Source organism: Streptomonospora arabica (genome assembly GCF_039531585.1).
Taxonomy (GTDB): Bacteria; Actinomycetota; Actinomycetes; order Streptosporangiales; family Streptosporangiaceae; genus Streptomonospora; species Streptomonospora halophila.
Genome location: NZ_BAAAQI010000001.1, coordinates 235,933 through 250,122 on the forward strand (window position 1 = coordinate 235,933; position 14,190 = coordinate 250,122).

The following is a 14,190-nucleotide window of genomic DNA, read 5'->3' on the forward strand; positions in this document are numbered from 1 at the left end:
GCCATGAGCAGCGACAACAACGCCGCCGACGTCGTCGGCACCGTGGTTCAGGCGGGCGCCGTCCACGGCGGCATTCACCTGCACCCCGCCACGACACCCGGGCTCGTGCCGCACCAACTCCCCGCACCGCGCTGTTTCGTCAACCGCAGCCGCGACCTCGATACGCTGGAGGCGGCCTGGCGCGGGCGCGGACCGAGCACCGCGCACTGGGTTGCCATCGACGGGCCCAGCGGCATCGGCAAGACCGCGCTGGCCACCACCTGGCTCAGCGCCCACCGCGACCGGTGGCCCGACGGGCTCCTGTATGCCGACCTCGCCCGCACCGACACCGACACCGCACTGGGCGGGTGGCTGCATGCCCTCGGCGTCCCCCCGGCCGGACTGCCCCACCACCCCGACCACCGCACCGCCCTCTGGCGGTCGCTCTCCGCGCAGCGACGCCTGGCCGTGCTCATCGACACCTCCACCCCCGTCCAGGCGCGGCGCCTGCTGCCCGCCGGAGCGGGGTGTCTCGGCATCGCCACCAGCCAGTACTCACTGGTCGACCTGGTCGCCGACGGTGCCACCCGGCTGCCCCTGGGCACGCTCGCCGACCACGAGTTGAACCGCCTCCTCGACGTGCTGCTCGGTGCCGACCACCCCGCACCGGCGCCGCTGCGTCGGGCGGCGGCCGGCGCCTGTGGCGGCGTGCCGCTGGCCGCCTGCCTGGCCGCCGCGCACCTCGCCCGCCATCCCAGCACCACCCCCGACCAGCTCACCCGCTCGCTCACCCGGGAGACCCCCGTGGCCGACCGCCTCACCGACCTCGACGCCCGCCTACCCGCCGACCAGGCCCGTGCCGCACGGCTGCTGGCCCTGCACCCCGGCCCCCGCATCAGCCCGACTGCCGCCCGCGCCCTGCTCGGCGAGACCCACACCCACCTCCTGCACGGCCTCGTTGAAGCTGACCTGCTCCACGACCACGGCCACGACCACTACGTCTTCCACGACGCCATACGCAGCTGGCTGCACACGCGCGCCATCGCAGACCTCTCTGAACAGGAGCGCTCCGCGGCCCGAATCCGGCTACTGGAGGCTTACCGCGACACCACCACCGCAGCCGACCTCGTGCTCAACCCTTGGCGCTGGCGCGTTGCGATCGACGTGGTCGAAGGCGTCAACGCCCGCCAAGAAGCGAATACGCCGTGGTTCGACGATGCAGCCGCGGCTCTGATCTGGCTCGATCAGGAGTTCACGGCGATCCGGGCGCTGGTGGCCCTGGCCCATGAGACCGGCGCGCACCGCCTCTGCTGGCAACTCGTCGAGAGCCTGAAGTTCTACTTCACCGCGAGAAGGCCGTATACCGCATGGGAGGAGATCGCCGATACCGCCCTGGACTCCGCGCAGACGGCGGGTGATACGGCGGGCGAGGCTTATATGCGCCTGCTGCTGGGCGGGTTGGAGAACAACCGCCACGACTTCCTGGCTGCGAGGTCCCATTTCAGGGCGGCGATGCCGCTATGGGAGCACCTCGACCATGTCGCCGGCATCGCCTCCACGCTGGAGGGCCTCGGCGTCACCTTCCTCGCCCAGGAAGACGACCTGGCCGCGGCAGTGGAGATCCTGCAGCAGTCCCTGATCCACCACCAGGCCATCGGCCGACCCCGCGGCATCGCCCTGCAACAACGCCACCTCGCCGAAGCCTTCCTCAAGACCCGGCGGCTCCCCGAGGCCCGTGCGCTGCTGGAGGAAACGATCCCGGTCTTCACCGAGGCCGGCGACGTGTACCAGACCGGGCGGTCCCAGCGGCACCTGGCCCGGGTCCACCTCGCCGCAAGAGACCCCGACCGCGCCGAGGCCGCCGCCCGCCAGGCGCTGGCCGCTGCCCAGAGCGCGGATGTGGGCTACGAGGTGGCCGGCATCCACGTGCTGCTCGCCGACATCGCCCGCCACCGCGGCCACCCCGGAACCGAGCACGACCACCTCGCCATCGCTCTACCCCTCTTCGAGCGCATCGGCGCCCCCGAGACCGCAGACATCCGCCGTCGCCTGGACGACCTCGCCGACGACTGACTCGACGCACCGACTGTCCACCCCTGTCTCGTCGAGGCATCCGAACCGGCGCAACAGCTTTCCCAGGAGTACGTCCATGACGACCCCCGTCGGCACCGCCGTAGCACTCAGCACTTTCGTGAGCGCGCTCAACGAGGGCGACGCCGCCACCGCGCTGCATGGACGCCTCGAAGTCGCCGCCCATCGGCTCATCCCCACGTCCGTGGGGCTCGGGCGGGCACGTCGGGCACAAAGCCGCAGAGCAACGGCTCATCCCCACGTCCGTGGGGCTCGGCCAACGCGTCCACGTCACCCACCAGGCGCCTCCGGCTCATCCCCACGTCCGTGGGGCTCGGCAATCGATGCCCATAGCATCCGCAGCGGCGGCCGGCTCATCTCCACGTCCGTGGGGCTCGGGCTTGCTTCTCGGCTTTGCTCTGCTCATCGAGCGGCTCATCCCCACGTCCGTGGGGCTCGGGTCGGCGGCCGGGGTCAGGTCGTTGTTCTCGTCGGCTCATCCCCACGTCCGTGGGGCTCGGTCCGACGCATACGGCTCCCGCGTCTCCACGTACGGCTCATCCCCACGTCCGTGGGGCTCGGGCGCCGACGAGCTGCTGCGCGAGCGGCAACGCCGGCTCATCCCCACGTCCGTGGGGCTCGGGGCAACTCCGGCCGCGTGCTGGAGCACAACGACGGCTCATCCCCACGTCCGTGGGGCTCGGTCGCTGAGCTTGTCGGACAGCTTGTTCAGCGGCGGCTCATCCCCACGTCCGTGGGGCTCGGATCAGCGCGGCGGCCGTCTCGGAGCGGACCCGCGGCTCATCCCCACGTCCGTGGGGCTCGGGCGCGCGCGGACCTCGGCCGCGCGCGCACGGCCGGCTCATCCCCACGTCCGTGGGGCTCGGCCGCCCCGAAAAAACATTCCATTTCATTCCATCGGCTCATCCCCACGTCCGTGGGGCTCGGGCGTCGCTGTTGGTGGTGATGGTCTCCGCGATCGGCTCATCCCCACGTCCGTGGGGCTCGGGGGCCGAGCACGTCGACCAGGTCCTCGATCGCCGGCTCATCCCCACGTCCGTGGGGCTCGGGCGGGGGGCGGCGGCGCGGAGGCGGGCGCGATCGGCTCATCCCCACGTCCGTGGGGCTCGGTCGACGTCGCTCCGCTCGACACCCAGGCGTTCCGGCTCATCCCCACGTCCGTGGGGCTCGGGGCTACATGGCGCTCCTGCGGAACCTGAAGAACGGCTCATCCCCACGTCCGTGGGGCTCGGCGCTTGAAGATCGAGGCCTGGTTGGCCTTGAGCGGCTCATCCCCACGTCCGTGGGGCTCGGTTCATCAGGAACCAGGTGCCGCAGCGATCGTTCGGCTCATCCCCACGTCCGTGGGGCTCGGCCCGCAGGGGCGTCCTGCGGGGCCTGTCCTGTCGGCTCATCCCCACGTCCGTGGGGCTCGGTGGATCGTGTACTTGAACCCCTCCGTCCGCGTCGGCTCATCCCCACGTCCGTGGGGCTCGGCGGCCGTGCGGGTCGCGGTCGACCGGCCGGAGCGGCTCATCCCCACGTCCGTGGGGCTCGGGGTCGCCTCAGGGCGGATGAGTACGCGACGTTCGGCTCATCCCCACGTCCGTGGGGCTCGGGGCAGTCCTGCACATCACCGAAGCCGGCTGGACGGCTCATCCCCACGTCCGTGGGGCTCGGTCCTGCGCATGCCAAACGGTGTACGCGAAGTCCGGCTCATCCCCACGTCCGTGGGGCTCGGGCTCATGGACTCGGCCTCAGCGCGGGCGTGGCCGGCTCATCCCCACGTCCGTGGGGCTCGGACTTGCCGACCTGCCGAAACGTGCGCTGTTACCGTTTCGGTATCAAAATCTGCCCATCACCGCAGACGAATGTAACCGAGTAACCACTTTTCGTATCCACGATGACCTCACCACCCCCCAGGTACAGGCACAGCCGCATCCAGGCCTGCATCCGGATGTTCATCGGGATTCATCTGAATGAGCTGGAGCCCTTCGTAGTCGATGACCTCCCTGCGCTGAGGTCCTACGGTCCGCACGACAAAGCGCTGCTCGTTGTCCGTGGGATGTATGCATACGGCCGACCCCTCCCCCAGGGAAGCACCGACCACCTCCCACAGCTCTTCGCGCACCCGGGCGGAAAGCGTGCCCACGTAGAGACCCGCTTTGGGTTCGAGCATCCAGCGGGTAAGTGCGCCGCGGACGTGTTCGGGAACGGCTGCGGTCGCAATGACGACCATGTTCGCCACCCGGCCCCCTTTCAGATCACCTCGTCGCCATAGTTGATTCCACCGGGCACGCTGCCGCGCTGGGGATCCCAGAGCTCGACCAGGCGCACCGGCTCCTCGTCTTCCTCGTCCTCGCGGTCGGGTCTTTCCGGATCGAGGAGCCACTGCAGGTCGCGGACGATCCGCGGCAGCCGACGGTAGAGCCGGAAGTCCTCGCGCAGCTTGCGGCGGGCCTCGGCTTCCGGGTTGGACGAACGCGCCAGGGAGAACGCCAGGGGGACCGTGACCTCGGCCTTGTAAAGGTCAGCCATGTCATAAACCAGTGACTGCTGCTTGCCTGCGTGCACGAAACCCAGCGCCGGTGAGCACCCCAAGTGGCTGATCACGGCGTGAGCGATGCCGTAGAACGCCGCGCTCGCCGCAGACAGGGCCAGGTTCACCGGATCCTGCCCATCCCAGTCGGCGGGGTCGTAGCTGCGTTTGAACGCCTTCAGACCGTGGCGCTGGGCAAGGGCCCGATACAGCGCCTTCATGCGCTGGCCCTCGATCCCGCGCATGCGTTCCAACGGTGTGCCGGGAACGATGTCTTCCTGGAATCGCAATTCGTACATGCGCCGTGCGACGTCGAGACGCGCTGCGGGGTCGGCCCAGGCGCGCACCTGCCGCTCCAGCCATTCGGTCGTACGGTCGGTGGGTTGGAGCGCGCCGTAGCAGCGGACTCCACCAGAGCCTGTGGCGATCACCGTGGTTCCGTGCCGCATCAATGTCGACAGGGCCCGCTGGGTGATGGAAGTTCCCGGCCCCAGCAGCACGCACGCCAGCGCCGCCGTGGGCAGATAGGTGCGTTGCACGTTGCCGTCCTCCGGCTCGACCACCGCACAGACCCCGGTATCGGTCTGTTCGACGCGGGCGATGTCGATGTAGAGAAAAGCCAACCCGTCGGAGACTCGGGGAAGCATCGCAAGTGTCGGCGAGGCGAGCTTGCGCCGCGCCGCGCCGACGGAACCGCCGCTCACGTGTCACTGCCCAACAGGGCCAAGCTGAGCAGGCCGCACCCGTGGGATTTGCCGCGGCCGATCCCGCACCGTACGGCCTCACGCGCCGCGGCGGGATCCGTCACCACCGCCGCTCCTTGGAACAGTACGGCGGCGTGGCGGATCCGCCGTCCGCGAGACCGATCGAAGGCGTCGTGGCGGTCGTGGGCGACCAGGGAGCGTGGCTCGATCCCGTGGTCCCGCGCGCGGCTATGCCACCATGCCTCAGCCTCGGCCCCGCGCAGTGGGGTGGTGACCTCTTTGGTGCCGTTCTTCGCGGAGCGTCCGATGCGCCTGGTCGGGCTGGCCACAATCCGGTACCGCACGGCCTGACCGGTGGTCAGCGCCTCCAGTAGAGGACTGAGTTCGCGGTGCTCGATTTGCCCGTAGTCGTAGGGCATTCGGGACTCGTCGAGCTTGCGGGCGCTCTGTACCAGGACGGCGGTTCCCGACCTGGATTCGTCCACGCGAAACAGCAGCCCTGCCGCCTGGCGCGGGCTGTCTCCGAGGTCCTCGCGGGGCAGCAAGCCCATCAGGCGCCGGTGCAGGGCGCCGGCGGAGGCGAGATCCGCACGGGCCTGGGCGGATCGGGGGTTGGGGGTGATCCTGCTCAGCCAGAGTTCCATGTCCCCTCCGCGGCGTATCGGTAGAGCGCGTGCAGGTACTCGTTGTGGTCCCGCCATCGAGACAGCGTGGTCGGCAGTTCCTCGGGCATCACGGTGACGGCCCGGGCGGCATAGGAGCGGCGCTGGGCGTCGAAAGTGCGCGGGATGTCGTTGACCACGTGTCGGGCGCGGCGTGTGTCGAAGGCCGCGGCCGGTCCCGGTTCGCCTTCGTGGACGAAGTCCACCGTGATGCTGTCGGGTGGGTCGGAGCGCAGCCACTCGGGAACAGGGAGGGGGACCCGGGCGCGCAGTTCGGCGACGGGGTCGGCGACCGATGCCCGCAGGAGCAGGGGCGGGTCGGGAACGTGGCTTCGGCGGCCAAGGTAGGGCTGCCAACAGGGGCGCCGCAGGGCGGCGGTGATGTCGGCCGCCAGGTCGGCGGGGGCCTCTACGGCTACGGTGAATACCGCGCCAGCGAGGTAGCTGCGTTCAGTCACGATGGTGGCGACCTCGACGCCTTTGCGTTTGCCTTCGGCGGTGGGCACCGTCCGGTGGGCCGGAACGCGGCCGCCGACCGTGTGGTAGTCCACCATGTGGGTGCCGCGGCGGTCGATGCGCACCGTGAGGCGCAGGGGGGCATAACGCGAGAGATCCGCCCCGCGTACCAAGCCTTGCGCGGCGGCGAACATGCCGATCAGCCCGGAGCGGCTGGGAAATGCCAGCGTGTCGCGCACCCCGTAGGCGCTGTGCTCGCCCCAGCTTTGCAGTGGCCCGGCCAGACGCAGGAGGAAGCCGCTCAACGTTCGGCTCCGAATGCCGCATCGATCGCTTCGGCGCGCAGTGCAGGGTAGGACGGCCGGCGCTGACCCAGGCCGGGCAGTTTGTCGTCTGCTGCCTCCAGTCCGGCGTGGGCGCTGTAGTGCAGGTCCTCCTCGCCCCATAGCGTGTGCAGGTTCTGGGCATAGGACGACAGCGCGGATTGGGCCGCCGCGGAGTAGCCGTGGGTACTGGTGATGGGCTTTTCGAAGGCTGGGGCGAAGGAGATGGGCCGATCGGTGCGCACTGCGACATAGACCAGCTCGGGGATCGTCATCGCGGCGGTCGCGGTCTGCTTTCCACCCGGGACGGTTGCCAGGAACGCCGCGAGGAATTCCGCGACCAGTTCGCGCGCCGCAGTGGTGTCTCCGTCCAGGTTCGTCAGGAGCGCGGAGAGGTTGACGTTGGCGTAGCGGTAGAAGGTGCCGGCGCTGAACTGGCCGACGTTCATGTGACCGCTGCCACGGTCCTCGGCCGGGCCGCGGATGTCGTCGACGGCGGTGAAGAAGTCGGTCTCCACGTCGGTGCCGTGCACGGTGAAGGCGTGGGCGAACTGCACCGCCCCGTCGACGTCCGCGCCGGGCAGCTCGGCGAGCATGCGCCCGAACAGGTTGATGGTCGCGTTGCGCGACCGCAGGATCGCGGCCACCCGCTCGGAAGGCAGCACCGGCTTCGGGGTTTTCTTGCCAGCGACCGCACGCAGCTCGTTCTCGTAGCCGGCGGCGAGGTCGGCCAATTCATCCAGGCCGGCGGCGGGCAGGTACAGCAGCACCGAGGTGCTGGGCGCCTGACCCTCCTTGTCCTGCTCCAGTTTGATGCCCTTGCCGGCCGCGGCCACGACCTGGCGGCCGGCCAGCTCGGCAAGGTCGGCGTCCCAACCGCGGGCTGTCAGCCTTTCGGCGACGGCGGCGATGATGCGGCGGGTGCGCACCGCCGGGTCACCCAGGCGCGTCTCGACCTGGTGGCGCACCGCACGCTTCCAGCTCTGGCTGGAGACGCGGGTGCGTTCGCGGCCGCCGTACTCCACGACCTTGGGCAGGCCGAGATCGTCGCGGTTGACGTTGGAGTAGGGCAGGGTCTGCAAGGCGTGGATGTCGAGATAGGCCGGTGTACTCATGCTGGCTCGCTTCCGGAATCGTGGGGGTCGGCGGATGCGCCGTGGTTCGTGCGTTGGCGCTGGATCTGGTCGCGGGTGCGGTGGTAGTGCTGCACCCACTGTTTGGCGACCTGGTCGCGCTCGGTGTCCCAGCGGGCCAGGTCGCGCAGCAGGTAGCCCCAGTCGATGGGGACGAGGTCGACCCTCAGGTGGGCGATGAGTTTGGGCAGTTCCCGGTGCAGACGGTCGGTGCGGTAGCGGGCGAGCAGGTGAAGCCGATCGCGGACCATGTCGCCCTTGAGGTGGCCGTTCTCGACCGCCCAGGCCAGGCTCTGGCCGAGGGTGCGGCGGGTCTCTTTGCCCGCTTCGTCTGGTACGCCCGCGCTCTTGCGGTCAGCTGGCGCGTTCTGTGCCGCAGCCGGGGTGGCGCCGTCCTCGACGTGCTCGTCGAACGGATCGTCTTCCACAGAGGCACCGGCCTCCTGGTCGCGGGCGCCGCGGGGTTGGGCCGCCACGAGCGCGGCCACCGTGTAGAAGGCGCGCTCCTCTGCGGGTGAGGAGTCGTCGGGGAGGTAGCGGGTCACGACCGCGTGGGCGTGGAAGTTGGCGATGTCTTCCGGGGGGCGACCCAGGCCGCGCCGCAGCATCGCGCGGGTGCCCGGTTCCCGCTGGTTGACCACACGCAGATGCGCGACCATCCGGTCGGCTGCCGCAACGAGTTGGTGACGGTTCACTGTGGCTCCTCGGGAGGCGGGGTGGGCGTCACCCACCCGGAGTAGAGGCCGCGGCGCACCTTCTCCAGCGCTTCGGCCGCCCGTGGGCGGCGCGCATAGGCATCGGTGACGTGGTCGAAGGCCTCCACCGCGGTGTGGATGAACGTGTTGCCGGGACCGGTGTGGGTCTCATCGAAGGCGATGCTCCAGAACTGCTGTTCGGCCCGCTGCCAATACCGGGTGAGGCCGCGTCGCAGCCACGGACCCTCGCCTTCGGCGACCCCGACGGCGGCCTGCCACGCTTTGAGCAGCACGATCCGCAGCGCCCGCCCGGAGCGTTCGGCGGCGTCGCGGGCTGCGGTGACGCGCAGCGTGCTTTCCGGTGCGGCGCCGACGTCCTCATCGGTCAGCCACTGCAGAACCGGCGGGGTTGTGGCGGCGAACCACTGCTTGTCGCGGGTCTGGCCGTCCTGGTCGAAGCCGAACGCCCGCAGCGACAAGCGGGCACGCACCTCGGGCGGCAGCCCGGCACTGGGCCCGCACCAGTCCAGGATCTCCGGACGCCGGGTGGCCCCGTGGGCGCTGGACTTGAGCAGCAACGCGTCAATATCCCGCCAGACGGCGCGCGCGGAGTCGGCATGGCGGGCGTAGATCGTCCCGGCCCTGCTGGTGTCGTAGATGAGGTAGGGGTCGCGCACATCCGGTGCCGCCCGGCGCCAGGCCCAGGTGATACAGGCGTCGGTGACCTCGCCGCCGTCGGTGCCGGGCTGCAGCAGCACCGCGTGCCGGTACCGGCAGACCAGTCGGCCCGCCAGCCCGTCGCCGCGGGGTGCAAGCCCCAGCGGATCGGGGAGTTCGGGTGTCTCCCACGGCGCCGGGGGGTTGTCGGCGTCGTCACCCGGATAGGGGATGTTCAGCACCAGGGAATGAAACAGGTCGGGCCCAGCGGGGTGGAAGGACACCACCCGCCGCAGCGGCCCGGCGGTGACGTTGGCTTCATTCGTCTCGCCGACCACGCGGCTGGCGCACCGGCCCGCAGCGCCGTAGTACAGCCACGCCAGCAGTGACCAGGCGGCCTCCGCACTGGTGACGGGGGCGGGGTCGGCGTCGATGTGGTGCCCTAGCCAGACCGCGTTGTTGCCGGCCGGTCGCCCCCACACCAGTTTGTTCACCCCCGCGCTCTTCGGGCACTGCTCGCCCAGGCGCGGGTCCTGCATCCAAGGACGGTCCGGATCGAAGAGGTCGAAGCCTCCGGCATGGGTGGTGAAGTAGGCGTCGAGGTTCGCCTCGATCAGGTGGCCGCGGTCGAGCACTTCGGCGCGCCGGTCCAGCCACTCGTCCAAGTCCTCGGCGACGTCGAGCCCGGTCGTTCGGGCGGTGAGCATCGCCAGCACCCGCCATAGCCCGGACGTGGCCGGCGGCAGCGGCACTTCCACGTCGGCCAGTTCGTGGGCATGGGTCAGCACATCGTGCAGGCCCAGCTGCTTCACCTCGGCTCCCGCCCCGAGTGGGCGCGCGTAGAGCCAGGGTTGGGTGGTCAGGTCGTATGTCGGTGGGGGCATGAAACCTCGCTGGCGGCGTCGACGGCAATCACATATAGGCTGGTCAGAACCAGAGCCCCACCTCGGTGTGGGGATGAGTCGAACGGCAGTGAGAACTCCGCCGTGACGACTGGTTGGGCCCCACGGATGTGGGGAGCCTCGTGCTGTGCGGGACTGATGCCCCGCACAGCACGGGTCTGCACGGTCGGCTACAGCAGGACGCGTAGCGCGGCAATGAGCGTGAGGCAGGCCAGGAATCCATTGATCCAGGCCCGCGGGATGTGGACGCCCTCCTCGTCGATGCGCATCACTGGAATCCCCGTCTCCTTAGGTAGATGGAGCAATAGAGTCGCACACTGCCCCATCGATCGCAAAGAACGGGAGTGTTAGAAGAACGGAAGTTGAAACTGTACCGTCAACCGTCCTCCACCAGCCCCAGCCGCCGGTCCAGGTGCAGGCGCCGACCGCCCAGGAGCGGCCCGTGCACGGTGCCGTCGGCGCTGATCCGGTGTACGAGCAGGCGTATGTCGCGCAGGTGCAGGTTGGTCAGCCACGTGTGCGGGGGTGCGGTCTGATCGTCGTGGCCTTCCAGCCAGCGGCCGGGGACCGGCACGCTGCGGGAGAGGACGGCGCGCACCTGGTCGGTGCTGAACCTTCCGTTGGCCAGCTCGCCGGCCGCTGGGAGTTCCTCGCTCGCGGCCAGGTCCAACCACAAGTCGCTCTCGGGGCCGGAATAGCAGCAGAGAACGCGTGTGGTATCGGCACCGAAGCGCGTGGCCACCTGCGCTTCGTCGATGTCGTGGTCGGTCAGGCGGTACAGATCGCGTGTCACGCTGCCCGGGGGCGGGACGGCGGCGTTGTCGCCGAGTTGCCGGTGGGCCAGGTCCGTGGCCTGGCGGTCCAGGTCCTGGTCGGGGCGTTCGGGGTTGAGGTCGCCTTCATCGATCATGCCGTCGACCAGTGTCTGCACGTCCTCGGGGATGCGCACTGGGCGGCCGCTCCGCCGCCGCAGCAGGTTGTGCGTTCGCAGCAGTAGCGACGGGTGGTGGATGAAGCGCCATGCCCGGGGCAGGGCGTCCTCGGCATCGGGGCGGTGGGGGGCGAGTACCACCAGGCGCGGCCCGCTGGCCCAGGCCGGCCGGGTGAGGATGTTGCGGTGCTCGTGGCGCCAGCACCGCCCCGCACGCTGCAGCAGCAGGTGGATGGGGGCCAGGTCGCTGACCAGCAGGTCCACGTCGATGTCGATGCTCTGTTCGATGATGGCGGTGGCCACCAGGATCGCCGCGCGGGGGCGCGTGCCCTCTTGGGCGCCGTCCGCGCCGAGTCGGTGCACGATCTCATCGGTGATGCGCTCCCGCTGCCGCGCGGGGAACCGGGCGTGCAGCAGGTGCATCTCGGGCGGCTCGGCGCCGATCGTGCGCGCGCGCTCAGCCGACCACTGCGCGAGCCGACGGAAGGTGTGCTGGGCCTCGGCGACGGTGGTGCGGATGACGGCTGCGCATCCGCCCTGCTCCACGAGAGCGGCCAACTCCTCCTGCACGGCCTGGTCGAGAGGCGTGGCGTCGCCCCCGGTCAGGGCCACCTCGCGGGTATGGACCGTCAGCGGCTTGCGCCGCGTGGTCGCCAGCGGTTCGGGGTTGAGCGTCACCGGGTAGGGCTCCTGCGCCTCGGCGTAGGCCCAGCCGGGATACTGCACCGTCGGGATGGGCTCGCCACTGCGCCGCCGGCCGGCGCCCTTGAGGTAGGCCTCGATGAGGGTCCGCGCCGTGCGGTGGTGCAGGGTGGCCGACAGCAGGATCACCGGCACCTGGAGTCGTCCGAGCCAGTTCAGCAGCCGGGTGACCAGCGCAAGCATGTAGGCGTCGGCGGCGTGCACCTCGTCGATGACCACGGTCTTTCCCGCCAGGCCGAGCATCCGCACCACGTTGTGCCGACTGCGCAGCGCCGCCATCAGCGCCTGGTCGACGGTGCCGACGGCATAGTCGGCGAACAGTCCGCGCTTGCGGCCCAGCAGCCATTCGCCGGCCTCCACCAGGCGCCGGAACTCCGCGGATTCGGGGGCAGCGGAGGAGATGTCAGCGGCGGCGGGCGTGGAGTCCTGCTGTGGCAGGTAGTCGGGGTTCAGCCACGCCATGCTGTGCAGCAGTGTCATGGAGGAAGGAGACTGGCTCCGGCGCTCCAGATAGGCGTTGACCCGGGTGTACATCTGGTCGGCGGTGGCCATGGTCGGCAACGCGACGTACAGACCTGGGCGCCCGGCGGCCTTGCCCATCACCTCGGCCGCATACAGGGCGGCCTCGGTCTTGCCCTCGCCCATGGGGGCGGCGACCAGCAGCAGTCCTGGGCCGCGGCACACGGCGGGCAGGTGCTCGGCCAGGGACCGTTGGAGCCCGTTTGGCGTGTCGATGCGGGGGAAGGCGGCCGCGAAGGTGCCCGTGCGCGGGGCGGGGCGGCCGAGTCCCGCTTCGGCCAGCAGGGCGGGAACCTGCTGACGCGCGCGCTCCAGATGGCGCGACAGGTCTCGGTGGGTGGCCGGCAGGCCGCCAGCGAGTTGGCGCCCGACGAAGGAGAGTTGGCTGACCAGCCAGTCCGCCTGGATGATCAGGGCGCACACGAGCGCGGCCGCAGGGCCGTCGATCCGGGCGGGGGCGGCGGGGCGGCCCAGCACTGCGGAGACCGCAGCCAGGTGCAGGCGGCGCTGGGTCTCCCATGCGTCGTCCGGATAGCCCAGAGCGCGCAGCGGAGTGGCGGAGGCGGTCGAGGCGTGCTGGTGGAAGCGGCCGTGATGGCCCCCGAGGAGCTGGGCTGCCATCAGCGCGGGAGGCCGCGGCCCTTCGCCGGGGTACCCGTGTTCCGGTAGCACGTACTGCAGCCACTCCGCCACCACATGGTCGTGGCCCTTGCGGTGCTCGGTCGCCGGATAGCTGTGGAGCGGCGCGGTGCCGTCCTGCGCCTGAAACGTATAGGTGATCTTGCCGATGTCGTGCAGCGCCGCCCAGTAGGTGATCAGTTCGCCCGCGTGATCGACGCTGGTGCCCATTCCAGCGGCGATCGCCTCTTGCACCCCACATGCCACATGGTCGCGCCACAGAACCTCGGCAGCCGCGGAAGCATCCAGGAGATGGCAAACCAGCGGATAGCGGACGTCCGGCGGCAAACCCTCCGACTTGCCCCACAAACAGAAATCGAGGGTCGCGGGCAATTCACCAACGGCATCAAAGCAAGCATTGTCGCGCACCGCGGACTCCCGGGAGGAGGGGGATGTGGTTCCTGAAACCAGAACCATAGACGCCTACAGGGACAGAATTCCGGTAATCGGTGAACTTCCCCATGCCGCCAACGGCGGGTGTTCAGACACACACAGATCCTTATGGACGCTTACCGGTACACCACCCTGTCCAAGAGGCGTAGTCCCCACTCCTGCGGGGCTCAGGGCGCGGTGGGCATCCCATCACCGCCTTCTTTCGGTCCATCCCCACGTCCGCGGGGCTCGGGGCCTCGACCGCGCGCACGCGGCGCCCGAGGTCGGTCCATCCCCACGTCCGCGGGGCTCGGGGGGTAGCGGTCGGCGACCCAGAGTCCTTCGGCGGTCCATCCCCACGTCCGCGGGGCTCGGTCGAACGTCAGGGTGTCGAGGATCGTCGATTCCGGTCCATCCCCACGTCCGCGGGGCTCGGGGTGCCCTCGTACAGGGCGTACTGAATGAGCCCGGTCCATCCCCACGTCCGCGGGGCTCGGGGTGCCCTCGTACAGGGCGTACTGAATGAGCCCGGTCCATCCCCACGTCCGCGGGGCTCGGGGGAGCACCCCAAGCGAAAGTGCTGCCGCTGCTTGCCACACGAGCCGAAGGTTGCGCATTCCGGATTCTCCCGTGCCGGGCCGACTACACCCACCCCGGCGCCCAGCAGGGCTCCGACGACCCCGAGGGGCGCGAACTGCGCATCCCCAACCGGCCCTGGACCGACGGCTACGTCGACCGGCTGGGGCTGTCGGCCATGGCGATCGTCAGGACGATCATGGCGGCAGCGCGGACGCTTCTGTGGCTGATCCGCGGGGCACGCTGTCGGTGAGGCTGTGCGCACACGTGCGCCCTGACGGAGGGAGGGCTC

10 protein-coding genes and 2 CRISPR repeat arrays are annotated in these 14,190 nt (G+C 70.2%); of the genes, 2 read left to right on the top strand and 8 right to left on the bottom strand.

Translation table 11 applies throughout. The features are described 5' to 3' along the window. Positions 1 to 3: 3 nt before the first annotated feature. Entirely contained in the window at positions 4 to 2,052 is a 2,049-nt protein-coding gene (locus tag ABD284_RS01060; protein WP_344139894.1) for a tetratricopeptide repeat protein, read from the top strand. Positions 2,053 to 2,236: 184 nt separating this feature from the next. Continuing rightward, positions 2,237 to 3,851: direct repeats of the CRISPR family, unit length 29 nt; unit sequence CGGCTCATCCCCACGTCCGTGGGGCTCGG. A 107-nt stretch (positions 3,852 to 3,958) separates the two neighbouring features. On the opposite strand, the gene cas2e is transcribed toward ABD284_RS01060, so the two are convergent. The 8 genes from cas2e to cas3 form a co-directional block, all read right to left on the bottom strand. After that, positions 3,959 to 4,288, bottom strand: a complete 330-nt coding sequence (cas2e, locus tag ABD284_RS01065) for a type I-E CRISPR-associated endoribonuclease Cas2e (RefSeq protein ID WP_344140754.1) — start codon at positions 4,286 to 4,288, stop codon at positions 3,959 to 3,961. A gap of 20 nt (positions 4,289 to 4,308) precedes the next feature. Next, complete coding sequence (gene cas1e, locus ABD284_RS01070; protein ID WP_344139897.1) at positions 4,309 to 5,292, bottom strand: type I-E CRISPR-associated endonuclease Cas1e; 984 nt, start codon at positions 5,290 to 5,292, stop codon at positions 4,309 to 4,311. Then, complete coding sequence (gene cas6e, locus ABD284_RS01075; protein WP_344139900.1) at positions 5,289 to 5,936, bottom strand: type I-E CRISPR-associated protein Cas6/Cse3/CasE; 648 nt, start codon at positions 5,934 to 5,936, stop codon at positions 5,289 to 5,291. Before cas6e ends, cas1e begins: the two co-directional genes overlap by 4 nt. After that, positions 5,921 to 6,715, bottom strand: a complete 795-nt coding sequence (cas5e, locus tag ABD284_RS01080) for a type I-E CRISPR-associated protein Cas5/CasD (protein WP_344139904.1) — start codon at positions 6,713 to 6,715, stop codon at positions 5,921 to 5,923. Before cas5e ends, cas6e begins: the two co-directional genes overlap by 16 nt. Beyond that, positions 6,712 to 7,848 (bottom strand): type I-E CRISPR-associated protein Cas7/Cse4/CasC, encoded by a 1,137-nt coding sequence (gene cas7e / locus ABD284_RS01085; RefSeq protein WP_344139907.1) that lies wholly within the window; start codon positions 7,846 to 7,848, stop codon positions 6,712 to 6,714. The genes cas5e and cas7e overlap by 4 nt, the downstream gene beginning before the upstream one ends. Beyond that, entirely contained in the window at positions 7,845 to 8,561 is a 717-nt protein-coding gene (gene casB, locus ABD284_RS01090) for a type I-E CRISPR-associated protein Cse2/CasB (RefSeq protein WP_344139910.1), read from the bottom strand. Before casB ends, cas7e begins: the two co-directional genes overlap by 4 nt. Further along, positions 8,558 to 10,102, bottom strand: coding sequence for a type I-E CRISPR-associated protein Cse1/CasA (gene casA, locus ABD284_RS01095; protein ID WP_344139913.1), 1,545 nt, complete (start codon positions 10,100 to 10,102; stop codon positions 8,558 to 8,560). The genes casB and casA overlap by 4 nt, the downstream gene beginning before the upstream one ends. Before the next feature lie 394 nt (positions 10,103 to 10,496). Then, positions 10,497 to 13,367 (bottom strand): CRISPR-associated helicase Cas3', encoded by a 2,871-nt coding sequence (gene cas3, locus ABD284_RS01100; protein ID WP_344139916.1) that lies wholly within the window; start codon positions 13,365 to 13,367, stop codon positions 10,497 to 10,499. A gap of 179 nt (positions 13,368 to 13,546) precedes the next feature. Continuing rightward, positions 13,547 to 13,880: direct repeats of the CRISPR family, unit length 29 nt; unit sequence CGGTCCATCCCCACGTCCGCGGGGCTCGG. A 19-nt stretch (positions 13,881 to 13,899) separates the two neighbouring features. On the opposite strand from cas3, the gene ABD284_RS01105 reads away from it, so the two are divergent. Then, a complete protein-coding gene (locus ABD284_RS01105; protein WP_344139919.1) occupies positions 13,900 to 14,151 on the top strand; it encodes a hypothetical protein in 252 nt (83 codons plus the stop codon). Positions 14,152 to 14,190: the final 39 nt, after the last annotated feature.